This window comes from Alterinioella sp. B-7 (assembly GCF_056857775.1).
The window spans coordinates 42,439-66,596 of sequence record NZ_JBSXNT010000027.1; the positions used below are offsets into that span (position 1 = coordinate 42,439).

The following is a 24,158-nucleotide window of genomic DNA, read 5'->3' on the forward strand; positions in this document are numbered from 1 at the left end:
CTCTCTTTTCAGGTCTGGTTTGCGGGGACGCCGGACGCGCCGCCATTGAGGGTGGCCCATTGGGCGTTGGTCTTGATCCCGCCGAGCGGGAAGAAATGCACCTTCTCGATCAGGCAATCGGGGTGGGCGGCCTTGTGGTCGGCCAGCGCATTCAGGATCTCGTTGGGCTCGAAGGGCAGCAGCAGCTTGGTCACATCCTTGGCGCGTTTCTGCAACACCTTCAAGGAGGGGCCGACACCGCAGGCGATGGCGAACTTGATCAGGGTCTGCAGCTTGGCAGGGCCCGCGATGCCGATATGAATGGGCAGGTCGATGCCTTCCGCCTTGAGACGATCCGCCCAGGCGATGACCGGCCCGGCCTCGAAGGCGAATTGCGTGGCCAGCGCCATCTTTGCATCGGTGCGCTCGGCGAAGGCCTGTTTCCAGCGCAGCGCCTCCATCACGGCCCGGTCGCCGCCCGAGGGGTCGATGTCGCGGTTGCCCTCGGGGTGGCCCGCGACATGCAGACGGTCAAAGCCCGCGCGGTCGAACGCGCCGGTTTCCATCAGCTGCATCGAGGAATGGAACGCGCCATGCGGTTTTTCGACACCGCCCGCCAGCAACAGGGCCTGTTTCACGCCGGCCTCGCCCTGGTACATGGCGATCCAGTTTTCCAGCGTCGCCGCGTCCTTGATGATACGCGCCGGGAAATGCGGCATCACCGCATAGCCGTCGCGCGCAAGGCGGGCGGCGGTGGCGACCATCTCCTCGATCGGGGTGCCTTCGATATGGGCGATGTAGACGCGGGTGCCTTCGGGCAGCAGGGCGCGGAAATCCTCGACCTTCTCGGCGGTGCGCGGCATCACCTCGATGGAATAGCCTTGCAGGAACGCCTCCAGGTTCTCGGAGTTGCCCGAGGGGGCTGCGGCAGGGGCAGAGCGGAATTTGAGCAAGGCCATGAGGGTCTCCCAGATCTGGCGCGGCGGGGTCATCCGGCGTTGGCTTGGGCGTATCCTTCACCCGCGATCAGCGCCTTCAGTTTCTCCGCGTCGTATTCGGCATCGATGCGCGCGGCTTCGGCATTTGCGACCTCTTGCGCGTCGCCTTCGACCTCGACGGGGCTCGCCTTGCGAAATCCGGCCAGATAGGCGTCATCATCCTTGGCGCCCGCCTTCATGGCGGCGCGGTCGATGGCCTGTTCGAACCGTTCGGGCAGGGGGGCCTTGGCGCCGCTGCGGCCTTTGCCGACGATGACCTGGGCCGGGATGTCGCGCCAGTAGACGATGGTGAGGGCGGGCATGAGACGCTGTCCTTTCCTGTGCTGCTGGCCCGACCATAGAGGGCGGGGCAGGCCGCGTTCGATCCGTTTTCGACACGCCTGCGTCTTGCTGCGACCTTAGCGGCGGGCGGGGGCCGGGACCACGGGAAAAGCCCCCCGATTTTCTCATGAAGATGATGAGGGCCACCGACACGCACCATTGTGCGACACCGGCCAAGACGGTAGGCTGGACGTCAAACCACGCGAACAAGGATCAGGGGCCATGGGCCGCCGCCGCCGTCCCCGGGGCAAACCCAAGGGGGCCAGCACACAGACGCCAAGCACGGGCAATTCCCCCAGGATTGCCGCGGTGCCGCCTGCGCGCCCCCTCGCGCCGGCCCTGTCGGCGCAGCCCGATCCCGCCGATCTCTATGCCGCGCTGGACCTCGGCACCAATTCCTGCCGGATGCTGATCGCGCAGCCCAAGGGCAACCACCTGCATGTCGTCGACAGTTTCTCGAAATCGGTGCAGCTTGGCCTGGGGCTGGAAAGCTCGGGGCGGCTGTCGCGGCAGTCGATGGCGCGCACGGTCTCGGCGCTGAAGATCTGCAAGCGCAAGTTGCAGCGCCGCGATGTGAAGCGGATGCGGCTGGTCGCGACCGAGGCCTGCCGCCGCGCCAGCAACGCCGCCGAATTCATCGCCGTCGTACACCGCGAAACCGGGCTGGCGCTGGAGATCATCGAGCCCGAGGAGGAGGCCCGCCTGGCCGTGGTGGCCTGCGCGCCGCTGGTCTCGGCGCGGACCGAGCAATTGCTGGTGGTCGATATCGGCGGCGGCTCCACCGAACTGGTCTGGATCGACCTGTCCCGCGTGCCCCATGTCGAACGCCCGCGCGCGATTATGCGGCTGCACCAGGGGTTCGACCATAGCGACACCGTTTTTCCCAAGGCCAAGGTGGTGGACTGGATCTCGATCCCGCTCGGGGTGGCGACGCTGAAGGATCAGTATCGCGACGTGACCGACGATGGCGCGCGCTTTGCGTTGATGAGCTGGTATTTCGAGGAGCAACTGGCGCAGTTTTCTCCTTACGATGACGCCGCCGACCAGGCCCGTGAAGGGTTCCAGATCATCGGCACCAGCGGCACCGTGACGACGGTCGCGGCCTCGCATCTGGGGCTGCGCCGCTATGACCGCAACAAGGTCGACGGATTGCGCATGACCTCGGACCAGATCGACACGGTGATCCAGGACTACCTGACGCTCGGCCCCGCCGGACGCCGCCGCGACCCGCGTATCGGGCGCGACCGGCAGGCGCTGATCATGTCGGGCGCAGCGATCCTGCAGGCGTTGCTCAGGGCCTGGCCCACCGACCGGCTGAGTGTCGCCGACCGTGGCCTGCGCGAGGGTCTGCTCTACGCGCAGATGTCCTCGGACGGGGTGCTGGAGGATGGGCCGTTCTGACACGAGGGGCAGAGGCCAAGAAGAGGCGGTCGTCCCGGCCCCGGCCCCACAACGCAACCGACCTTTAAGGTGAACGCGGCCCGCGCCCCTTCTTTGTTCCGCAAAATATCCCCGCCGGAGGCTCTTTTGGCGGGTCCGTTGCCATTTGCAACCGCGGCTGAATTGCGCGACAACGTCGCAAACGAGAAAGCTGAAACGATGGTCAAGAACACTTCCGGGCGCGGACAGCGCGAGCTTCGGGTCAAGGTCAAGACCGCGCGCGGGCGCAAGCTCAGCTCCACCCTGTGGCTGGAGCGGCAGTTGAACGATCCTTACGTGCAGCGCGCCAAGCGCGAGGGCTATCGCGGCCGCGCCGCCTTCAAGATCGAGGAGATCGACGACAAGTTCCGCTTCCTCGTGCCCGGCGCGCGCGTGGTTGACCTGGGCTGCGCGCCCGGTGGCTGGTTGCAGATCGCGGTGCCCCGGATCAACGCATTGGGCGAGAAATCCGGCAAGCGGGTGGGCCGCATCATCGGTATCGACCTGCAGGAGGTCGAGCCGGTGCCGGGGGCCGAGATCCATGTGCTCGACTTTCTCGAGGACGATGCCGATGACAAGGTGAAGGGATGGCTCGATGGCAAGGCCGACGTGGTGATGAGCGACATGGCCGCCGCCTCCTCGGGCCACAAGCAGACCGATCACCTGCGCATCATGGCGCTGTGCGAGGCCGCCGCGTATTTCGCCTTCGACGTGCTGGAGGAGGGCGGCACCTTCGTGGCCAAGGTGCTGGCGGGCGGGGCCGAGGGCGATCTGCAAAAAGTGCTCAAGCAGAAATTCACCAAGGTCGCCTATATGAAACCGGGGGCCAGCCGCTCCGACAGTTCCGAGAAATTCGTCGTCGCCACCGGGTTTCGCGGCTGAAACCGACCCCCGCACCAGATTTGGGGCTTTCCCTTTTGCCCGCCCCATGAGATAGCGACGTGCCAACTGAAACTCCCTGCCTTGGAGGCCCCCATGGAGATTCGCGAGGCCCTGACCTTCGATGATGTTCTGCTGGTTCCCGGCGCGTCCAGCGTGCTGCCGTCCCAGGCCGATACCCGCACGCGGGTGACGAAATCCATCGCGCTCAACATTCCGTTGCTCAGTTCCGCCATGGATACGGTGACGGAATCGCGCATGGCGATCGCGATGGCGCAGGCGGGCGGCATGGGCGTGATCCACCGCAACCTCGATATCGAGGTCCAGGCCCGCGAGGTGCGCCGCGTCAAGCGCTTTGAATCGGGCATCGTCTACAACCCTGTGACGCTGCGCCCCGACCAGACGCTGGCCGATGCCAAGGCCCTGATCGAACGCTACAATTTCACCGGTTTCCCGGTGGTTGATGACCAAGGCCGGGTGATGGGGATCGTCACCAACCGCGACATGCGTTTTGCCAGTTCGGATGCCACCCCGGTCCATGCCATGATGACCGCCGAGAACCTCGCCGTGCTGCGCGAGCCTGCCGATCTGGAGGAGGCGAAAAGCCTGATGCGCGCGCGCCGGATCGAGAAGCTGCTGGTGACCGACGCCGGTGGGCGGCTGACCGGCCTCCTGACACTGAAGGATACCGAACAGGCCGTGCTGAACCCGACCGCCTGCAAGGACGATCTTGGCCGGTTGCGCGTCGCCGCCGCCACCACCGTGGGGGATGCTGGGTTCGAACGCTCCGAGGCGCTCATCGACGCGGGCTGCGATCTTGTCGTCATCGACACCGCGCATGGCCATTCCGAGGGTGTGGCGCGCGCCGTTGAACGGGTCAAGGCGCTGTCGAACTCGGTGCAGGTCGTGGCCGGGAACGTGGCCACCGCCGAGGCCACCCGCTCCCTGATCGACGCGGGCGCGGATGCCGTCAAGGTCGGGATCGGGCCGGGCTCGATCTGCACCACGCGGATGGTCGCGGGCGTCGGCGTGCCGCAGCTGACCGCGATCATGGATTGCGCGGGCGCGGCGGGTGACGTGCCGGTCATCGCCGATGGCGGCATCAAGTATTCGGGCGATTTCGCCAAGGCGATCGCGGCGGGCGCGTCCTGCGCCATGGTCGGCAGCATGATAGCGGGCACCGATGAGAGCCCCGGAGAAGTCATTCTGTATCAAGGCCGTAGCTTCAAGAGCTACCGTGGCATGGGCAGCCTCGGCGCGATGGCACGCGGCTCGGCCGACCGCTATTTCCAGAAGGACGCGGCCAGCGACAAGCTGGTGCCGGAAGGCATCGAGGGACAGGTCGCCTACAAGGGTTCCGCCGGGGCCGTGGTGCATCAGCTGGTCGGCGGCTTGCGCGCCGCGATGGGCTACACCGGCTCGGCCACGGTCGAGGAGATGCGGAGCGGCTGCCGCTTCGTGCGCATCACCGGCGCGGGCCTGAAGGAGAGCCATGTGCATGACGTCCAGATCACGCGGGAAAGCCCGAATTACCGGGCGGGCTAGGCCATGACGCCGGGGGCCCGCATCGCCGCCGCGATCGAGGTGCTGGACCGCTGGCAGGCGGGGCAGCCCGCCGAAAAGGCGCTGACCACCTGGGCGCGCGGTGCGCGCTATGCCGGATCGAAGGACCGCGCCGCGATCCGCGATCATGTCTATGACGTGCTGCGGCGGCTGGAAAGTTGCGCCGCTCTGGGGGGCGGGCGTGACGGTCGGGCGTTGATGATCGGGCTTTGCCGGATGCAGGGGCAGGAGCCGCAGGCGCTCTTTACCGGCGGCTATGCGCCCGATCCGTTGACGGAGGTTGAGGTGCGTGTACCGGAGGTCGATCCGGATGCGTGGACGGATGTGCCGGACTGGTTGCAGGGGCGGTTGAAGGACGCATTGGGGGACAGCGCCGAGACCGTGATGGAGGCGATGCGGGACCGCGCGCCCCTCTATCTGCGGGTCAATGCGCGGAATGATGCGATGGTTGAAGAACGTCTTGCAAATGACGGTACAGAAACAGAATATATGCCTCCGGAAGGCGCGTTGAAAGTCGTCGGAGGCGCGCGCCGGGTCAGGCAATCACAACCCTATCTCTCCGGTCAGGTCGAGGTGCAGGACCTCTCGCCGCAACGGGCCGTGGCGATGATCGACTGGCCGCAATCCGGTCGGATCCTGGATTATTGCGCGGGCGGTGGCGGCAAGGCGCTGGCCATCGCGGCCCGAAGCGATGCCGCGATCCATGTGCATGATGTGAACCCGGCCCGGATGCGGGACATCGCACCGCGCGCGGAAAGGGCGAAGGTCACGCTGCACCCCTTTGATAACACGCTTAAATACGATGTCGTTCTGACCGATGTTCCCTGTTCCGGCAGCGGCACCTGGCGGCGCGACCCGGAGGCGAAATGGCACCTCGCGCCGGAGCGGCTGGACGATCTGACCCAGATTCAGGCGCAGATCATGGATGAGGCGGCGGCACTGCTGCGTCCGGGCGGGCGGCTGGTCTACATGACCTGTTCGCTGCTCTGCGAGGAAAACGAGGACCAGGTCGCGGCGTTCCTGGCGCGGCATCGGGGCTGGAGCCGGACGACGATGGCACGGTTCGCGCCGCCCGAGGCCTCGGACGGGTTCTTTGTGGCGGAACTGACGCATCCCGGCTGACCCGCCCTGAAATCTGCGCCTTGAGGGGAGAAAATGCAGGGTTCTTAATCGGCAATTAAGAAAATGCCTGCGAAATTATCCCCACCGAATCGCGTTGGAGGATCAGAGTGGCGGATCAGGCCGTCTTGCCCGGAAAGCAGCCCTTCAGGTTCAGGGTCGGTCCGTCTGCGGGCCTTCTCCTTCTGGCCGCGCTCTGCCTCGGGCTCAGCTTCCTGGCACCGGGTGAGATCTGGCGCATCGCGCTCTATGTCGCGGCCGCCTCGATCACGCTGACAGCGCTGCTCCTTTTTCTGTCCAAGCGCCGTGCGCGGGCGCGCGATCACGCGCTCCTGGTCACGGCGGGCAAGGTCGCGGCGGACGATCCCGTGCCGGTTTTCTGCACTGATGCGGCGGGCGCGATCATCTTTCAGAACCGCGCCGCCGAGGATCGGTTCAAGGACCGGCTGGATCAATCCATGTCGCGCGCCCTGGCCGGCATCATCGCCAATTCCTCCGCCGTCATCTTCCGCCAGGAGGCGGCGCTCGCCCGTGATCGTCAGGCCCGCGAAACCGTGGTGACCAAGCGCGGCTCGGTGCGCCTGACCGCGTTTCGCGTCGGCCCCGGTACCATGTGGCGGGTCGATGAAACGGTCGAGACGACGGGGCGCAGCGCCGACTGGATCGGCCTGCCGATGATGGTGGTCAGCCGCAATGACACGATCCTGTCGATGAACGAGGCGATGCGCCGCACGCTCGGCAAGCGGATGCGCGCGCTTGGTGATGTGTTCGAGACGCTGCCGGTGCAGACCGGACAGAAGACGCGGCTGAAAGGGGCTGACGGGTTCTTTGACGCCGTCACCATCGAGTTGCAGGCGGGCGACGGCCGACGCGAGATCTATGCTCTGCCGGTCACCCTTCTGCCGCTGGAGGACAGCGTCGCCGCCCGCGCCTTCGAGGCCCTGCCGGTGGCGCTTGTGCATATCGCGGGCGACGGTCGGCTTCTGGCGGCCAATCCGCAGGCGCAGACGTTGCTCAACCTCGATCCCGGCGCCGATCTGTCGCTCTCGGGCGCGGTCGAGGGGCTCGGCCGTCCGATCAACGACTGGCTCAGCGACACGCTGGAGGAACGCATCCCCGCGCGCCCCGAAATGGTCCGCGCCCGCCTGCGCGATGACGATTGTTTCCTGCAGGTTACCCTCGGCCGCATCACCGGCGAGGGCGATCCGACGCTGCTGGCCGTGCTGCACGACGCGACCGAACTCAAGACCATGGAACAGCAATTCGTGCAGAGCCAGAAGATGCAGGCCATCGGCGAGTTGGCGGGCGGCGTGGCGCATGATTTCAACAACCTGCTGACCGCAATCACCGGCCATTGCGACCTGCTGCTGCTGCGCCACGACCAGGGCGCGCCGGATTACGCGGACCTCGTGCAGATCAACCAGAACGCCAACCGCGCGGCCAGCCTCGTGGGCCAGCTTCTGGCCTTTTCGCGCAAGCAGACGATGCAGCCCGAGATCCTCGACCTGCGCGACACGATGTCGGACCTGACCCATCTGCTGAACCGTCTTGTCGGCGAGCGGATCCGGCTGCATCTGGATCATGATCCGGGCCTCCTGCCGATCCGGGCCGACCGGCGGCAATTGGAGCAGGTCTTGATGAATCTGGTCGTCAACGCCCGCGACGCGATGCCCGAGGGGGGCGATATCCATGTCGAGACGCGCGTGGTGCATCTCGCCGAGCCGCTCTTCCGGGATGAGGCGACGGTGCCGCCGGGCCAATACGTGACGGTCGAGGTGCGCGACGAGGGCACCGGTATCCCGACAGAACAGCTGACCCGCATTTTCGAGCCCTTCTTCACCACCAAGCGCACCGGCGAGGGGACCGGGCTTGGCCTTTCCATGGTTTACGGGATCGTCAAGCAAAGCGGCGGCTTCATCTTCGCCGACAGCCGGGTCGGCGAGGGCACGGATTTCGTGATCTATTTCCCGGTGCATGACCTGCCCGCCCATCCCGAACGCGTGGCACAGGAGGAGGCGCCCGACCCGGTCGCCGAAACCGTGCCGCACCTGCCGGGGGACGGTGTCGTGCTGCTGGTCGAGGATGAAGCCTCGGTCCGGGCCTTCGCGTCACGCGCGCTCAGGATGCGGGGCTACACGGTGGTCGAGGCCGAAAGCGCCGAGGAAGCGCTGGAGAAGCTCGCCGACACCTCCCTCTCGGTCGATGTCTTCGTCACCGATGTCATCATGCCCGGCATGGACGGCCCGACCTGGGTGCGCGAGGCGCTGAAGGACCGTCCCGATGTCAAGGTCGTCTTCGTCTCGGGCTATGCCGAGGACGCGTTCGAGAAGACCGGCGGCAAGGTGCCCAATTCGGTGTTCCTGGCCAAACCCTTCTCGCTGTCGGACCTGACCTCGACCGTGCAGCGGCAGTTGCACTGAGCGCGGATCAGTCGAGACTGCGCCAGAGGTCGAACTCCGCCGCCGCCTCACGTTCCAGCCGCGCCCGCATCGTGTCGCTCAACTCAACCGGACCCTTGGGCGAGACATTGGCGCGCGGCACATCCAGCGCCGTCTCGAGCCGGGTCTCGAAGAAGGCCACCAGATCGGCCATGTGGTCATAGCGAAAAATCCGGTCGACCGCCGGGCGGCCCTTGTCGTCGGTCAGGAAATTGGCCTGGCTGCCGACCTCGGCGAAATCGGGGCGCCTGGGCTCCAGCCAGGCGGCGACGAACTCGTCGAAACCGATGCCCTTGGTCGAATTGGGTTTGCCCGACAATTGCGGCCTTGCGCGGTAGCGATACCAGCTGCCGAGCCAGTCGACCGGCTCACGCATCACCGCGACCAGCTCCATCGGGCGCTTGCCGCGCTGTTCGAAGAACTTCGACAGCCGATTGCGATATTGCTGCGCGGGGACGTGTTTCTGCCCCGGCGGATCGAGGATCGCGGCGCTGGCATGGGGCAGGAGGGCCTGTTCCAGCGCGGTCGTGCCCGTCTTGGGCACCGCCAGCAGCACGATTTTCTGCTTCCAGAACACCAACATGCGTCAAACTCCCCCTATTTCGCGCCGCTTCAACTTTTCCTTAACCCTTCTGGCAAAAAACTGGGTTGCACAAGATTTTACTTGTAATGTTCTACTTTTGGTCTCAAAACGGAGACAGAACAAGAGGCGAACATGAGCAATCATTGCCGCGGGTCCCGCGGTGTGGAATAAGGACATCAGATCCATGGCAACGGCGAAACTTCTCGATATGACCGACCGCAAATCCGCAGACAAGCAGAAGGCGCTGGACAGCGCGCTCGCGCAGATCGAACGGCAGTTCGGCAAGGGCTCGATCATGAAGCTCGGGGGCGACAACCCCGTGGCCGATATCGAATCGACCTCGACCGGCTCGCTCGGCCTCGATATCGCGCTTGGTATCGGCGGGCTGCCCAAGGGCCGGATCGTCGAGATCTATGGCCCTGAGAGCTCCGGCAAGACCACGCTGACGCTGCATTGCGTCGCCGAGGAGCAGAAGAAGGGCGGCGTCTGCGCCTTCGTCGATGCCGAACACGCGCTGGACCCGCAATATGCCAGGAAACTGGGCGTCGATCTGGATGAGCTTCTGATCAGCCAGCCCGATACCGGCGAACAGGCGCTTGAGATCATCGACACGCTGGTGCGCTCGGGCGCGGTCAGCATGGTGGTGGTCGATTCGGTCGCCGCCCTGACGCCCAAATCCGAGCTTGAGGGCGATATGGGCGACAGTTCCGTCGGGGTCCATGCCCGCCTGATGTCGAAGGCCATGCGCAAGCTGACCGGCTCGATCAACCGGTCGGGCTGCACGGTGATCTTCATCAACCAGATCCGCATGAAGATCGGCGTCATGTTCGGCTCCCCCGAGACGACGACGGGCGGCAACGCGCTGAAATTCTACGCCTCGGTGCGGCTGGATATCCGCCGCACCGGATCGGTCAAGGATCGCGACGAGGTGGTCGGCAACACCACCAAGGTCAAGGTGGTCAAGAACAAGGTCGCGCCGCCCTTCAAGCAGGTGGAATTCGACATCATGTATGGCGAGGGCATCTCGAAGCGGGGCGAGTTGATCGACATGGGCGTCAAGGCCGGCATCGTCGAGAAATCCGGCAGCTGGTTCTCCTATGGCGACGAACGCATCGGGCAGGGCCGCGAGAACGCCAAGACCTACCTCAAAGATCACCCCGAGATCGCGCTCGATATCGAGGACAAGATCCGCGCCGCACACGGGCTGGATTTCGACATGAACGCGGATGATGCGGAGATGTTCGAGGGCTGATGCGGGCCTGACCGATCAGGACGGCAAGGGCGGTCCCGGTGCATCGGGCCGCCCTTTTTGCATGCCCCATGGACAGCGCGGGGGGCGCGGTTTACACCCGGTGCGACCTGCAATTCCGCCTGTAGCAAAGGGGCCCCGCCACAATGGCCAGCCTGAATGACATCCGCTCGACCTTCCTGAATTACTTTGGCGATCAGGGGCATGAGATCGTGCCCTCGTCGCCGCTGGTGCCGCGCAACGACCCGACGCTGATGTTCGTCAATTCCGGCATGGTCCAGTTCAAGAACCTCTTTACCGGCGTCGAGCACCGCGATTACCAGCGCGCCACCACCAGCCAGAAATGCGTGCGCGCGGGCGGCAAGCACAATGACCTCGATAACGTGGGCTACACGGCGCGCCACCATACTTTCTTCGAGATGCTCGGCAATTTCAGCTTCGGCGATTACTTCAAGGAAGAGGCGATCCCCTTTGCCTGGAACCTGATCACGCGCGAATTCGGCATCGACGCCAGCCGCTTGCTGACCACGGTCTACCACACCGATGACGAGGCGTTCGAGATCTGGAGAAAGGTCGGCGTGCCGGAGGACCGGATCATCCGCATCGCCACCTCCGATAATTTCTGGCAGATGGGTCCGACCGGCCCCTGCGGCCCCTGCACCGAGATCTTCTATGACCATGGCGATCACATTCCCGGCGGCCCCCCGGGCAGCCCGGACGAGGATGGCGACCGGTTCATCGAGATCTGGAATATCGTCTTCATGCAGAACGAGCAGTTCGAGGACGGCTCGATGCGCGCGCTGGACATGCAGTCGATCGACACCGGCATGGGGCTGGAACGCATCGGCGCGCTGTTGCAAGGGTCCCATGACAATTACGACACCGACCTGTTCAAGGCGCTGATCGAGGCGTCGGCCAACCTGACCTCGGTCGATCCCTACGGCGCGAAGAACGTGCATCACCGGGTGATCGCGGATCACCTGCGCTCGACCTCGTTCCTGATCGCCGATGGCGTGATGCCGTCCAATGAGGGGCGCGGCTACGTGCTGCGCCGGATCATGCGCCGCGCGATGCGGCATGCGCATCTTCTGGGGGCCGCCGATCCGCTGATGCACCGGCTGGTCCCGAGCCTCGTCAGCCAGATGGGCCAGGCGTACCCCGAGCTTGGCCGCGCGCAGGCGCTGATCGAGGAGACGCTGCGGCTGGAGGAAACCCGGTTCCGGCAGACGCTGGACCGGGGCCTGAAGCTCCTGGACGAGGAACTGGCCGGGCTGCCCGAGGGCGCGGATCTGCCGGGGCAGGCGGCGTTCAAGCTCTATGACACATATGGATTTCCGCTGGACCTGACGCAGGATGCGCTGCGCGAACAGGGGCGGGCGGTCGAAACCGAGGGGTTCGATGCTGCCATGGCCGAGCAGAAGGCCAAGGCCCGCGCGGCTTGGGTCGGCTCGGGCGAAACGGCGGATGCCGCGATCTGGTTCGACCTCGAGGAGGCGCACGGGGTCACCGAATTCCTGGGCTATGACACCGAAACCGCAGAAGGCCAGGTGCTGGCCCTGGTGCGCGACGGGGCCGCGCAGGACAAGGCGGGGCAGGGCGACAGCATCGCCATCGTCATCAACCAGACGCCCTTCTATGCCGAGGCCGGGGGCCAGGTCGGCGATACCGGCACGATCCGGACCGAGACCGGCGCGGCCCGCGTCACCGACACGCGCAAGGTGGCAGGTGTCGTGCTGCACCAGGCCGAGGTGACGGAAGGGCAGATCGCAAAGGGCCAGGCGGCGCAGCTGGAGGTCGACCATGACCGCCGGACGCTGATCCGCGCCAACCATTCCGCGACCCATCTGTTGCACGAGGCCCTGCGCCGCGCGCTTGGCGATCACGTCGCGCAGCGCGGGTCACTGAACGCGCCCGACCGGCTGCGCTTCGATTTCAGCCATTCCAAGGCGTTGACCCTGGAGGAGCTGAAACAGGTCGAGGCCGAGGTCAACGCCTTCATCCGGCAAAACAGCCCCGTGGAGACCCGGATCATGACGCCCGACGAGGCCCGCGGCCTGGGCGCGCAGGCGCTCTTTGGCGAGAAATACGGCGACGAGGTGCGGGTGGTCTCGATGGGCGCGCTGGACGGCTCGGGCAAAGGCACGGATGGCCGGACCTATTCGCTGGAGCTTTGCGGCGGAACGCATGTCGCGCGCACCGGCGATATCGGCGTCTTCGTGACATTGGGCGATTCCGCCTCCAGCGCCGGTGTGCGCCGGATCGAGGCGCTGACCGGGGCGGCGGCGTTCGACTATCTCAGCGCGCAGGATCATCGCCTGGCCGAGATCGCGCTGGCGTTGAAAACCCCGCCCGCCGAGTTGGGCCCCCGTGTGCAGGGCCTGATGCAGGAGCGTCGGGCGCTGGAGAACGAGGTCGCGCAACTGCGCCGCCAACTGGCGATGGCCGGTGGTGGCGGGGCGGCCCCCGAGGCCGAAAAGATCAACGGCATCAGCTATCTGGCGCAGGTGCTGGAGGGCGTGACGGGCAAGGATCTGCCCGGGCTGATCGACGAGCATAAGGCGCGCTTGGGCGCGGGCTCCGCCGTGCTGCTGATGGCCGATACCGGCGGCAAGGTCGCGGTTGCGGCAGGGGTCAGCGACGACCTGACGGATCGCGTCTCGGCGGTCGATTTGCTCAAGGCGGCGGTGGAGAAACTTGGCGGCAAGGGCGGTGGCGGACGCCCCGACATGGCGCAGGGCGGCGGCAGGGATATTGGCGGCGCCGAGGCCGCGAAATCCGCCGGGGCCGAAATTCTGAAGGGAGTTTGAGACATGGCTACAGCACTCTGGATCGCGCATGTAACGGTGACGGATGAGGACGCCTACATGAAATACGCAGCACTGGCGACCGAGGCCATCGCGCAGCATGGCGGCACGTTTCTGGCGCGCGGCGGTCAGGCCATCCAGAAGGAAGGCCGCGCCCATCCGCGCAACGTCGTGGCACGGTTCCCGTCACTTGAGGCGGCCAATACCTGCTACGAGAGCGACATCTACCAGGAAGCGCTGAGCCATGCGCGCGGCGCGTCCGAGCGGGATCTTGTTCTGGTCGAGGAACTCGGCTGAGGCGCGCCGCTCAGAGCGGTAGCGAGGTGCTGAGCTTGATCTCCTCCATCACGAAACTGGCGGAGATATCGGCCAGTTCGACCCGCGCGGTCAGGCGCTGATAGAGCCGGTCGTAATCCTCCACATCCGCGACACGGGCGTGGATCAGGTAATCCAGGTCGCCGGTCATCCGATAGGCGGCCAGGATCTCGGGCATCGCGCGGGTGGCGCTGGAAAACCGCGCGCTCCAGTCCGGGCTGTGCGCGCCCGCGCGGATCAGCATGAAGACGGATAGCCCAAGCCCAAGCGTCCCGGGATCGAGCAAGGCGACGCGGGCGCGGATGATGCCGCGCGCCTCCATCGCCTTGATCCGGCGCCAGACGGCATTGCGCGACAGCGCCGCAAGCTCGGCCAGCTGATCCAGCGACAACGTGCAGTCACGTTGCAGCGCGTTCAGGATTTTTCGGTCTGATGTGTCCAGTGTCTCCATGATCCCAAGATAAACGAAACAGCATCCCAAGGAACAGGGGAAACTTCGGGAAAGCAGAGATGTCTTTCCGTCCCTCGCAAGGCATCATGGCGCATGAAATCACCCGCGCGCATGACCTGGACAAGGAGACATCCCGATGATCACCCGCCTATTCACCGACCATCCCGAAAGCGTGGACGAGACCTATCTGGAACATGCGCGGTTTGCGGGCGGGTTTTCCGCCTGGTTGCTCCTGGCGGGGCTGGCGGCCGCGGTCCACGCGGTGTTTCCGTTCCTGTTCGAAAAGACCGCAAGCACGATCATCACGCGCCTGCATGGGCGCATCCACAATCGCGGCTAGGCGCGAGCATTCAACAGGTTGTCCATTCGATCCAGTCCGCGCCGGTTGGCGTTGCCAAGCACCAACCTTGTTCGGAGGGATCGAACGAACATCCACTAGAATGCCGCCCGGAATGATGGCGCGGTTCGATGCAGGCGGGGTGGAGCTTTGCCCGCTCGACCTATGACGAGGCCCCAAGCGCCTTGTTCAGGTTCTCGTCGATCTTCTCCAGGAACCCCATCGTGGTCAGCCAGCCCTGATCGGGGCCGACCAGCAGCGCCAGATCCTTGGTCATGAAACCCGATTCGACCGTGTCCACCACGACCTTTTCCAGCGTCTCGGCGAAGATCATCAGGGCGCTGTTCTCATCCAGCTTGGCGCGGTGCTTGAGGCCGCCGGTCCAGGCGTAGATCGAGGCGATGGAGTTGGTCGAGGTCTGTTCGCCTGCCTGATGCTGGCGATAGTGCCGGGTGACGGTGCCATGCGCGGCCTCGGCCTCGACGATCTTGCCATCGGGGGTCATCAACTGGCTGGCCATCATGCCGAGCGAGCCGAAGCCCTGCGCGACGGTATCCGACTGCACATCGCCATCATAATTCTTGCAGGCCCAGACAAAACCGCCATTCCACTTCATCGCGCAGGCGACCATGTCGTCGATCAGGCGGTGTTGGTATTCGATGCCCTTTTCGTCGAAGGCGGGTTTGAACTCGGCGTCGAAGATCTCCTGGAAGATCTCCATGAACCGGCCATCATATTGTTTCAGGATGGTGTTCTTGGTGGACAGGTATACCGGCCAGCCCAGGTTCAGCCCGTAATTGAAGGACGCGCGGGCGAAATTGCGGATGCTGTCATCGAGGTTGTACATCCCCATGAACACGCCTGCCGAGGGCGCGTCGAACACCTCGCGCTCATCCACCGTGCCGTCTTCGCCCGTGAATTTCATCGTCAGCTTGCCGGGGCCGGGGAACTTCATGTCGGTGGCCTTGTACTGATCGCCAAAGGCGTGACGGCCGATGACAATGGGCCGGGTCCAGCCCGGCACGAGGCGCGGCACGTTCCTGCAGATGATCGGTTGGCGGAAGACGACGCCGCCCAGGATGTTGCGGATGGTGCCGTTGGGGCTGCGCCACATCTTCTTGAGGCCGAACTCCTCGACCCGCGCCTCATCCGGGGTGATCGTGGCGCATTTGACGGCGCAGCCGACCTCCCTGGTCTTTTCGGCGGCGTCGATGGTGATCTGGTCCTCGGTCGCGTCGCGGCTTTCGATGCCGAGATCGTAATAGAGCAGGTCGATATCCAGGTAGGGCGTGATCAGCTTGTCCTTGATGAAGGCCCAGATGATGCGGGTCATCTCGTCGCCATCCATCTCGACGATGGGGTTGTCTACTTTGATCTTGGTCATGGTCCGGCTCTCCCTGATCTCGCCCGCCCCGATCCGGGGACGGGCGGTTTTCATTGCGCTAGCACGTGTCAGCCGATGATGCCATTCAGTGTCGCGCTCGGGCGCATCACCCGGGTCAGTTTGTCGTCATCGGGGTGGTAATAGCCGCCGGTGTCGACGGGCTTGCCCTGCACCTCGGCCAGCTCTCCGGTGATCGCGGCCTCGTTCTCGGCCAGTGCCTTGGCCACCGGGGCGAACTCCTCGGCCAGGGCCGCGTCGTCGGTTTGCGCGGCCAGCGCCTCGGCCCAGTAACGCGCGAACCAGTAATGGCTGTCGCGGTTGTCGGGCTCGCCCACCTTGCGGCTGGGGGACCGGCCATGATCGAGGATGCCCTGCGTCGCCTCCTCGACCGCCTCGCCCAGGACGCGGGCGCGGTCATTGCCCTTCGCATCGGCCAGGAACTTGAAGCTTTCGCCAAGCGCGCAGAACTCGCCCAGGCTGTCCCACCGCAGGTGGTTTTCCTCGTCCAGTTGCTGCACATGCTTCGGCGCCGAGCCGCCCGCGCCGGTCTCGAACAAGCCACCGCCATTCATCAGCTTGACGATCGACAGCATCTTGGCACTGGTCGCAAGCTCCAGGATCGGAAAGAGGTCGGTCAGGTAGTCGCGCAGCACGTTGCCGGTGATGGCGATGGTGTTCTCGCCCTTGGTGATGGTCTCCAGCGACGCGCGGGTGGCCTCGCGCGGGGCCATGATCTCGAAGCGGTCGGCGACGCCTTTCGCTTCAAGGATCGGCTTCACGTAGGCGATCAACTCCGCATCATGGGCGCGGGAGTCATCGAGCCAGAAGATCGACCGATAGCCCGTCGCCTTCTGCCGCTCGATGGCCAGCGCCACCCAGTCTTCAATCGGTGCCTTGCGGGCCGAGGCAGAGCGCCAGATATCGCCGGTCTTGACGTCATGCGAATGCAGCACGGTCCCATCCTCCAGCACCATCTTGACGGTGCCATCCTCGGGGATCTCGAAGGTCGTCGGGTGCGAGCCGTATTCCTCGGCCTTCTGCGCCATCAGCCCGAGGTTCTGCACCGTGCCCGCGGTGGCCGGGTTCAGCTTGCCGTTGGTCTTGAAGAAATTGATGGCCTCGTCATAGACCGGGGCATAGGAATTGTCGGGGATGACGCAGGTGGTGTCATGCTCGTTCCCATCCGGGCCCCATCCCTTGCCGCCGGCGCGGATCAGGGCGGGCATGGAGGCGTCGATGATCACGTCCGAGGGCACATGCAGGTTGGTGATGCCCTTGTCGGAATTGACCATGTACATCGGCGGACGCTCGGCGCGGACCTCTTCGATGGCCGCCATGATTTCCGCGTCGCCCTTGACCCGCTCGAGGAGGTCGCCAAGACCGGAATTGGGGTTTACGCCAAGCTCCGCCATGCGCGCGCCATGGGCCTCGAAGACCGGGGCCAGCCAGGCGCGCACGGCGTGGCCGAAGATGATCGGGTCCGAGACCTTCATCATCGTGGCCTTCATGTGCAGCGAGAAGAGGGTGCCGTCGGATCTGGTCTTCTCGATCTCGTCCTTCAGGAACGCATCCAGCGCGTCGGCGCTCATGTAGGTGGCATCGACCACGGTGCCGGCGGGATAGCTGACGCCCTCATGCAGCACGGTCTCACCAGACGCGCTTTCCAGCACGATCCTGGCGGTGGCAGCCTTGTCCAGCGTGGCGGATGTCTCGTTCGAGAAGAAATCATCGCCGTCCATCGAGGCGACGCGGGTCTTGCTGTCGGACGACCAGTCGCCCATCCGGTGCGGGTTGTTCTGGGCAAAGCGCTTGACGGCGGGGGCGGCGCGGCGATCGGAATTGCCTTCGCGCAGGACCGGGTTCACCGCCGAGCCCTTGAGCTTGTCATAGGCCGCGCGGGCGGCGCGTTCGGCATCGGTCGAAGGCGCCTCGGGATAGTCGGGGATGTCATAGCCCTGGCGCTGCAACTCGGTCACGGCGGCGACAAGCTGCGGCACCGAGGCCGAGATATTGGGCAGCTTGATCACGTTGGCCTCGGGCGTTTTGACCAGTTCGCCCAGTTCGGCCAGATCGTCGGTCACGCGCTGATCCGCGCCGAGCTTGTCCGGGAAGGCGGCGAGGATGCGACCGGCGAGGCTGATATCCTTGGTGCCGATGGAGATATCGGCGGCGGAGGCAAAGCGCTGGATGATCGGCAGAAGCGAGGCGCTGGCGCGCTCGGGCGCTTCGTCGACCTTGGTGTAGATGATGTCGGGGGTGTTGGACTGGGCCATCTGGGTCTCTCTCGCTGGTTGGGAGGGATTCGGGTTGCGCGCCTTCTACCGCATCCGGGGCGACCTGCCTAGACGGTATGCGGTTGTATACCAAGTGGCACGCTGTCGCGGGCGGGGGTGCCGCGGGCGTCTTCCCGGCGCACGCGACACCGGGCGTCGGTCAGGACCTGAACCAGGCGCGTATCCTGGGGGCCAGCCACTGCCAAAGGGCGGGTGCGCCGCGCTGGATGGCGGGGGCCACGCGGGCGGTGATCATGTCTTCGGTCACGTCGAAATCGGGCCAGCTGCCGCCATCCGTGGCGAGGTTCAGCACCGGGGGCTGAAACCGGTCCAGGGCCTTGGCGAAGCGGGCGTCAGGTGTGCGGGCGGCCTCGAACTCCTCCCAGAGCGCGCGGAACGCCGCGCCTTGTGCAGGTGGAAGCATCCCGAAGAGGCGGGTGGCGGCGGCCTCTTCCCTTGCGGTCATCGCCGCGACATCGACCGCCCCGTGAATGGGCGCATCGCCCGCGTCGATCTCGACCAGATCGTGCAGGATCAGCATCCGGATGACCCGCGAAATATCGACGCCTTCGGGGGCCTCGCCCTCCAGCACCATGGCGAAAAGCGCGATATGCCAGCTATGTTCGGCGCTGTTCTCGTGGCGCGACCGGTCAGTGATGTAGGAGGCGCGATTGACCGATTTCAGCCGGTCGGCCTCCAAGAGGAACGCGACCTGTGCGTCGAGGTCAGTCACCGGATTTGGCTTTGGCGATCCGGGCCTCCAGCCATTTGCGGCCCGCGATCTCGGAGCGGCGGATGCGCACGGAGGTCATGAACGCCTCCTGCAAGGTCATCGAGGAGGCCTTGAGCGTGTTGGAGAGCTGGTCAATCAGCCGGTCATCGTCCAGTTCACGTTCGGCCTTCAGCGCGTCCTTGGCCAACTCGTCGGCCAGTTGGGTTACGAAATCCATTCCCGCGGCCTCAGCGTGTGGTTTCGGTCAGGCGGCGGCGGACATAATCCTGAACGCTGCCGATCATCGGGTCCATATGCGGATCCTCGAAGAAATGGCCGGCGCCCTCCATCTCCTCATGGGTGATGGTGATGCCCTTCTGTTCGTGCAGCTTGTCGACGAGGATGCGCGTGTCCTGCGGTTTGGCGACCCGGTCGGCCGAGCCGTTGATGATCAGGCCCGAGGAGGGGCAGGGCGCGAGGAAGCTGAAATCATACATGTTGGCGGGGGGGCTGACCGAGATGAAGCCGGTGATCTCGGGGCGGCGCATCAGAAGCTGCATCCCGATCCAGGCCCCGAAGGAAAACCCCGCGACCCAGCAATGCTTGGAGTTCTGGTTCATCGATTGCAGGTAATCCAGCGCGGAGGCCGCATCGGACAGCTCGCCGATACCCTGGTCATATTCGCCCTGGCTGCGCCCGACACCGCGGAAATTGAAGCGCAGAACGGTAAAGCCCATGTTGTGGAACGCGTAATGCAGGTTGTAGACCACGCGGTTGTTCATCGTCCCGCCAAACTGCGGATGCGGGTGCAGGATGATGGCAATCGGCGCGTCCTTGGCTTTTTGCGGGTGGTAGCGGCCTTCCAGCCGGCCTTCCGGTCCTGGGAAGATAACCTCGGGCATCCTTGATCCAACCTCTGATCATGTATCCGATCGGCGCGCCGGGGCCGATTGACGGGCCGGGGCGCGCTATCTAGAATGGTTCCAATATCTGTCCGGTCGAAAACAACCGGCGTTGATCGCAGTTAAGCCGCCTGTCCGCAAAGGTCAATCTTTCGGGCGATCCGGACGGGACGGGGTGGGAGATTTCCGATGAAACTGAGCACCAAGGGCCGCTACGCGATGGTGGCGCTGGTCGATTTGGCCCTGCAGCCGGACGGCGCGCTGTCCTCGCTGTCGGACATCTCGAAACGGCAGGATATTTCGCTGCCCTACCTGGAGCAGCTTTTCGTCAAGCTGCGCCGGGCGGAACTGGTCGAGTCCGTGCGCGGGCCCGGCGGCGGCTACAGGTTGGCGCGCCCCGCGACCGAGATCCGCGCGGCGGATGTGCTGGCCGCCGTGGATGAGACAGTGAGCGCGCTGCATACCGGGGCAGGGGCCTCGGGCGGGGCGTCGGGCAGCCGGGCGCAGAGCATGACCAACCGGCTGTGGGAGGGGCTGTCGGCGCAGGTCTATGTCTTCCTGCACCAGGCGCGGCTGTCGGATGTGGTGCAGAACGACCTGATGCCATGCCCCGCCGTCCCCTCGATCCTGCAGGTGGTGGACGAGGAGTGAGGGCGCGTGATCCAGCGGCGCCGCTGACGCGGCAAGACGTTTCTGGTGCGTGTGGAGAGGTGAGCCCGTTGGGATCGACGCCTGTGCGCGTGGCGGATGTCGGAGCCTCCGGCGGAGGTATTTCTGGCAAAATGAAACTGGGGCGGAAATGACGGGCGGACGGGTGTATCTGGACTGGAACGCGACGGCGCCCTTGCGGGCGGAGGCGCGTGTGGCCATGGCGGCGGCGATGGATGTCGTGGGCAACCCGTCCTCGGTCCATGCCGAGGGGCGCGCGGCCAAGGCGCTGATCGAGCGGGCGCGGGCGCAGGTGGCCGAGGCCATGGGCGCGCAGGCCAGCGATATCGTGTTCGTCTCGGGGGCCACGGAAGGCGCGGCGCTGGCGCTGGCGGGGCGGGGTCTGTCGGGATCAAGCGTCGAGCATGACGCCGTGCGGGCCTGGGTCGCGGAGGATCTGGCGGTCGATGGGGATGGCGCGGTTGCAGTGAGCGACCCGGCCCGATCGGTGCTGCAACTGGCCAATTCCGAGACCGGGATCGTGCAGGGCCTGCCCGGGGGCCTCGCGCTGTCGGACATGACGCAAGCCTTCGGCAAAATGCCCGTGGCATTCGATTGGTCGGGGGTCGAGATGGCGCTGATCTCGGCCCACAAGATCGGCGGACCGAAGGGAATCGGGGCGCTTGTCTTGAAGCGGGGCCTGGATGTTGCGGCCCGGATCAAGGGTGGCGGCCAGGAGATGGGGCGGCGATCCGGCACCGAGAACCTGATCGGGATTGCAGGATTTGGGGCTGCGGCACAGGCGGCCACACAAGATCTGGATGCCGGTCTCTGGGATCAGGTTGCCGAACTTAGAAATATTCTAGAAATGGCTCTGGACCTCGGCGGAAAAGAGACTATTTTGGTCGGGAAAGACGCACGACGGTTGCCCAACACCACCTGCCTGATCACGCCGGGATGGAAAGGCGAGACGCAGGTGATGCAGATGGACCTGGCGGGCTTTGCCATTTCGGCGGGCTCGGCCTGTTCCAGCGGCAAGGTGAAAGCCAGCACCGTCCTGCGCGCGATGGGGTTCGATGAGCGGCAGGCGGGCAGCGCCATCCGCATCTCGATCGGCCCCGCGACGACACGGGAAGAGGTCTTGCGTTTTGCCGACGCCTGGACCGCTGCCCGAAAGAAACACCGGGCGCGTGCCGCCTGAGACCCACGCCGGCACACCCGCCGGACCGACATGAGGGAGCCGAGACATGGCCATAGCCGAAACCGAAGTGCGCGAAGGCGTCGACCGGGAGACCGTGGAAACCGTCCAGGCGATGGGCGGCAAGTACAAATACGGCTGGGAAACCGAGATCGAGATGGATTACGCGCCCAAGGGCGTGAACGAGGGCATCGTGCGCCTGATCTCGGAAAAGAACGGCGAGCCCGAATGGATGACCGACTGGCGCCTGCAGGCGTTCAAGCGCTGGAAGCTGATGGACGAGCCGGAATGGTCCATGCTGCATTATCCCAAGGTGGATTTCCAGGACCAGTATTATTACGCCAAGCCCAAGAGCATGGCCGTGAAACCCAAGAGTCTGGACGAGGTCGACCCGAAGCTGCTGGCGACCTATGAGAAACTGGGTATTCCGCTGAAGGAGCAGATGATCCTGGCCGGTGTCGAAGGGGCCGAGGCCGCGCCCGCCGAGGGTCGCAAGGTGGCCGTCGATGCAGTGTTCGATTCTGTCAGCGTCGGGACCACCTTCCAGAAGGAGCTGGCCGAGGCAGGTGTGATCTTCTGCTCGATCTCGGACGCGATCCGCGATCATCCGGACCTGGTCAAGAAATACCTCGGCTCGGTCGTGCCGATCACCGATAATTTCTATGCCACGCTGAACAGCGCGGTGTTCTCGGATGGCTCCTTCGTCTATGTGCCGCCCGGCGTGCGCTGCCCGATGGAGCTCAGCACCTATTTCCGCATCAACGCGGAGAATACCGGCCAGTTCGAGCGCACGCTGATCATCGCCGACAAGGGCTCCTATGTCAGCTATCTCGAAGGCTGCACCGCGCCGTCGCGCGATACCAACCAGCTGCACGCCGCCGTGGTCGAGCTGGTGACGCTGGAGGATGCCGAGATCAAGTATTCGACGGTGCAGAACTGGTATCCGGGCGATGAGAACGGCGTCGGAGGCATTTACAACTTCGTCACCAAGCGCGCCGATTGCCGGGGCGACCGCTCCAAGGTGATGTGGACGCAGGTGGAGACGGGCAGCGCGCTGACCTGGAAGTACCCCTCCTGCATCCTGCGCGGGGATGGCAGCCAGGGCGAGTTCTATTCCATCGCCATCACGAACAATTACCAGCAGGCCGATACCGGCACCAAGATGGTGCATCTGGGCAAGAACACGAAATCCCGCATTGTCTCCAAGGGGATCTCGGCCGGTCATGCGCAGAACACCTATCGCGGGCTCGTCTCGATGCACCCCAAGGCCAAGGATGCGCGCAACTATACGCAATGCGACAGCCTGCTGATTGGCGGCGACTGCGGCGCGCATACGGTTCCCTACATCGAGGTCAAGAACAACTCGGCCCGGGTCGAGCATGAGGCCACGACCTCCAAGGTCGATGACGACCAGCTGTTCTATTGCCGCCAGCGCGGCATGGACGAGGAGGAGGCGGTGGCGCTTGTCGTCAACGGCTTCTGCAAGGAGGTGTTGCAGGCGCTGCCGATGGAGTTTGCCATGGAGGCGCAGCAACTGGTGGCAATCTCGTTGGAAGGCTCGGTCGGGTAGAAGAGTTTTCGTGAGAACTCTTGGGGGTGGAAAAATCTTTAGGGAAGATTTTTCGCACCCCTCGGGCGGCAGCGATTTGGGCAAGGGGCAAGGCTGAATGGGTGAGTTCAACAACAAACGCCGCGCGGTGCTGACCGGGGCGCTGGCCCCTTCGCGCGACATGGCGATTTGCGATGTGGGCGCCAGCCCGCTTTCCGAGCCGCCCTACCAGGGGCTTCTTGATGACGGCTTGGCCCATATCTACGGGTTCGAGCCGAGCCCCGAGCAATTCGCCAAGCTCGACGCCGCGAAATCGGCGCATGAGACCTATTTCTGCGAGGCGGTCGGCCTGCCGGGCGCGCGCATCCTGCATGTCCATCCCGCGCCGGGGTTCACCTCGCTCTTTCCGCTGGATGCCGCCGCCTTGCGCTCCATCGGCAAGGAGGGCTGGATCAACGACAAGATCACCCAGGTGCCGCTCAACCCGGTGACGCTGGACACGCTGGCCGAGTTGCCGCCGCTGGACCTTCTGAAGATGGACCTGCAGGGGGCCGAGCTGGAGGTGCTGCGCGGCGGGATCTCCAAGCTCAGCGAGGCGGTCGCCGTCGTCACCGAGGTCCGGTTCCATCGCATGTATACCGATGAGCCCCTCTTTGGCGACCTCGACCTTGAACTGCGCGCGCAGGGCTTCAAGCTGCACAAGTTCCTGTTCACCAAATCGGTGATGATGCCGCATGAGCATGAGGACGCGGTGGTCCGCTCGCGCCTGACCAGCCAGCTTCTGGATGGCGACGCGGTCTATATCCGCGATTGCGACCTGGGCATTGCGCTGTCGGACGATCAATTGATCTTCCTGGCGCTGGCTGCCGACAGTGTCTTTGAAAGCCCCGACCTGGCGCTTTCCTGCATCGACCACCTGATCGCGCGCGGCGCGGCCCCGGCGGACCTGCCCGAAGAGTACATCGCGCATTTCCGCCATCACCAGAGATCGAAATCGAAAGAGGAGGCCTGACGCGGGATCCCCGCGCTGCCCCCCG

At 65.1% G+C, this 24,158-nt stretch carries 22 protein-coding genes; 13 read left to right on the forward strand and 9 right to left on the reverse strand.

What is annotated here, in order from left to right:
- Window positions 1-8: 8 nt before the first annotated feature.
- Both AC13C7_RS07335 and AC13C7_RS07340 read right to left on the reverse strand, forming a co-directional pair.
- Entirely contained in the window at window positions 9-938 is a 930-nt protein-coding gene (locus tag AC13C7_RS07335; protein WP_482867069.1) for a methylenetetrahydrofolate reductase, read from the reverse strand.
- 29 nt (window positions 939-967) lie between these two features.
- Window positions 968-1,279 (reverse strand): virulence factor, encoded by a 312-nt coding sequence (locus AC13C7_RS07340; protein WP_172321269.1) that lies wholly within the window; start codon window positions 1,277-1,279, stop codon window positions 968-970.
- 241 nt (window positions 1,280-1,520) lie between these two features.
- Here AC13C7_RS07340 and AC13C7_RS07345 point away from each other — a divergent pair, with 241 nt between their 5' ends.
- From AC13C7_RS07345 to AC13C7_RS07365, 5 genes are all read left to right on the forward strand, one after another.
- Window positions 1,521-2,699: a Ppx/GppA phosphatase family protein gene (locus tag AC13C7_RS07345; protein ID WP_172321268.1), complete on the forward strand. Its 1,179-nt coding sequence runs from the start codon at window positions 1,521-1,523 to the stop codon at window positions 2,697-2,699.
- Window positions 2,700-2,897: 198 nt separating this feature from the next.
- Window positions 2,898-3,599 carry an RlmE family RNA methyltransferase gene (locus AC13C7_RS07350; RefSeq protein WP_446118483.1) on the forward strand — a complete coding sequence of 234 codons (702 nt, stop codon included), beginning with the start codon at window positions 2,898-2,900 and terminating at the stop codon, window positions 3,597-3,599.
- 93 nt (window positions 3,600-3,692) lie between these two features.
- Window positions 3,693-5,141, forward strand: a complete 1,449-nt coding sequence (gene guaB / locus AC13C7_RS07355; RefSeq protein WP_482867070.1) for an IMP dehydrogenase — start codon at window positions 3,693-3,695, stop codon at window positions 5,139-5,141.
- A 3-nt stretch (window positions 5,142-5,144) separates the two neighbouring features.
- Complete coding sequence (locus AC13C7_RS07360) at window positions 5,145-6,281, forward strand: RsmB/NOP family class I SAM-dependent RNA methyltransferase (protein WP_482867071.1); 1,137 nt, start codon at window positions 5,145-5,147, stop codon at window positions 6,279-6,281.
- A gap of 107 nt (window positions 6,282-6,388) precedes the next feature.
- Window positions 6,389-8,698, forward strand: coding sequence for a hybrid sensor histidine kinase/response regulator (locus AC13C7_RS07365; protein ID WP_482867072.1), 2,310 nt, complete (start codon window positions 6,389-6,391; stop codon window positions 8,696-8,698).
- Window positions 8,699-8,705: 7 nt separating this feature from the next.
- On the opposite strand, the gene AC13C7_RS07370 is transcribed toward AC13C7_RS07365, so the two are convergent.
- Window positions 8,706-9,299: a gamma-glutamyl kinase gene (locus AC13C7_RS07370; RefSeq protein WP_482867073.1), complete on the reverse strand. Its 594-nt coding sequence runs from the start codon at window positions 9,297-9,299 to the stop codon at window positions 8,706-8,708.
- Between the two features lie 184 nt (window positions 9,300-9,483).
- On the opposite strand from AC13C7_RS07370, the gene recA reads away from it, so the two are divergent.
- The 3 genes from recA (at window position 9,484) to AC13C7_RS07385 (ending at window position 13,649) form a co-directional block, all read left to right on the forward strand.
- Complete coding sequence (gene recA / locus AC13C7_RS07375) at window positions 9,484-10,551, forward strand: recombinase RecA (RefSeq protein ID WP_172321262.1); 1,068 nt, start codon at window positions 9,484-9,486, stop codon at window positions 10,549-10,551.
- Window positions 10,552-10,694: 143 nt separating this feature from the next.
- Window positions 10,695-13,355 (forward strand): alanine--tRNA ligase, encoded by a 2,661-nt coding sequence (gene alaS, locus AC13C7_RS07380; RefSeq protein WP_482867074.1) that lies wholly within the window; start codon window positions 10,695-10,697, stop codon window positions 13,353-13,355.
- 3 nt (window positions 13,356-13,358) lie between these two features.
- Window positions 13,359-13,649, forward strand: coding sequence for a DUF1330 domain-containing protein (locus AC13C7_RS07385; protein WP_482867075.1), 291 nt, complete (start codon window positions 13,359-13,361; stop codon window positions 13,647-13,649).
- Between the two features lie 10 nt (window positions 13,650-13,659).
- Here AC13C7_RS07385 and AC13C7_RS07390 read toward each other — a convergent pair whose 3' ends face one another.
- Window positions 13,660-14,118 (reverse strand): Lrp/AsnC family transcriptional regulator, encoded by a 459-nt coding sequence (locus AC13C7_RS07390; protein ID WP_214647518.1) that lies wholly within the window; start codon window positions 14,116-14,118, stop codon window positions 13,660-13,662.
- A gap of 136 nt (window positions 14,119-14,254) precedes the next feature.
- Here AC13C7_RS07390 and AC13C7_RS07395 point away from each other — a divergent pair, with 136 nt between their 5' ends.
- Entirely contained in the window at window positions 14,255-14,458 is a 204-nt protein-coding gene (locus tag AC13C7_RS07395) for a DUF6356 family protein (RefSeq protein WP_172321259.1), read from the forward strand.
- A 160-nt stretch (window positions 14,459-14,618) separates the two neighbouring features.
- Here the strand turns inward: AC13C7_RS07395 and AC13C7_RS07400 are convergent, their stop codons facing one another.
- The 5 genes from AC13C7_RS07400 to AC13C7_RS07420 all read right to left on the reverse strand — a co-directional run bounded on the left by AC13C7_RS07400 (window position 14,619) and on the right by AC13C7_RS07420 (window position 19,726).
- Window positions 14,619-15,839, reverse strand: coding sequence for an NADP-dependent isocitrate dehydrogenase (locus tag AC13C7_RS07400; protein ID WP_172321258.1), 1,221 nt, complete (start codon window positions 15,837-15,839; stop codon window positions 14,619-14,621).
- Between the two features lie 68 nt (window positions 15,840-15,907).
- Window positions 15,908-18,112, reverse strand: coding sequence for an NADP-dependent isocitrate dehydrogenase (locus AC13C7_RS07405; RefSeq protein ID WP_482867076.1), 2,205 nt, complete (start codon window positions 18,110-18,112; stop codon window positions 15,908-15,910).
- 160 nt (window positions 18,113-18,272) lie between these two features.
- Window positions 18,273-18,845, reverse strand: coding sequence for an HD domain-containing protein (locus AC13C7_RS07410; protein ID WP_482867077.1), 573 nt, complete (start codon window positions 18,843-18,845; stop codon window positions 18,273-18,275).
- Window positions 18,838-19,062 carry a hypothetical protein gene (locus AC13C7_RS07415; protein WP_172321255.1) on the reverse strand — a complete coding sequence of 75 codons (225 nt, stop codon included), beginning with the start codon at window positions 19,060-19,062 and terminating at the stop codon, window positions 18,838-18,840. Before AC13C7_RS07415 ends, AC13C7_RS07410 begins: the two co-directional genes overlap by 8 nt.
- A gap of 10 nt (window positions 19,063-19,072) precedes the next feature.
- Complete coding sequence (locus AC13C7_RS07420; RefSeq protein ID WP_172321254.1) at window positions 19,073-19,726, reverse strand: alpha/beta hydrolase; 654 nt, start codon at window positions 19,724-19,726, stop codon at window positions 19,073-19,075.
- 189 nt (window positions 19,727-19,915) lie between these two features.
- Here AC13C7_RS07420 and iscR point away from each other — a divergent pair, with 189 nt between their 5' ends.
- The 4 genes from iscR to AC13C7_RS07440 all read left to right on the forward strand — a co-directional run bounded on the left by iscR (window position 19,916) and on the right by AC13C7_RS07440 (window position 24,133).
- A complete protein-coding gene (gene iscR / locus AC13C7_RS07425) occupies window positions 19,916-20,377 on the forward strand; it encodes a Fe-S cluster assembly transcriptional regulator IscR (protein WP_172321253.1) in 462 nt (153 codons plus the stop codon).
- Between the two features lie 148 nt (window positions 20,378-20,525).
- A complete protein-coding gene (locus tag AC13C7_RS07430) occupies window positions 20,526-21,575 on the forward strand; it encodes a cysteine desulfurase family protein (protein ID WP_482867078.1) in 1,050 nt (349 codons plus the stop codon).
- Between the two features lie 46 nt (window positions 21,576-21,621).
- Window positions 21,622-23,142, forward strand: a complete 1,521-nt coding sequence (gene sufB / locus AC13C7_RS07435; protein WP_482867079.1) for a Fe-S cluster assembly protein SufB — start codon at window positions 21,622-21,624, stop codon at window positions 23,140-23,142.
- Window positions 23,143-23,239: 97 nt separating this feature from the next.
- Window positions 23,240-24,133 carry an FkbM family methyltransferase gene (locus tag AC13C7_RS07440; protein ID WP_446118233.1) on the forward strand — a complete coding sequence of 298 codons (894 nt, stop codon included), beginning with the start codon at window positions 23,240-23,242 and terminating at the stop codon, window positions 24,131-24,133.
- Window positions 24,134-24,158: the final 25 nt, after the last annotated feature.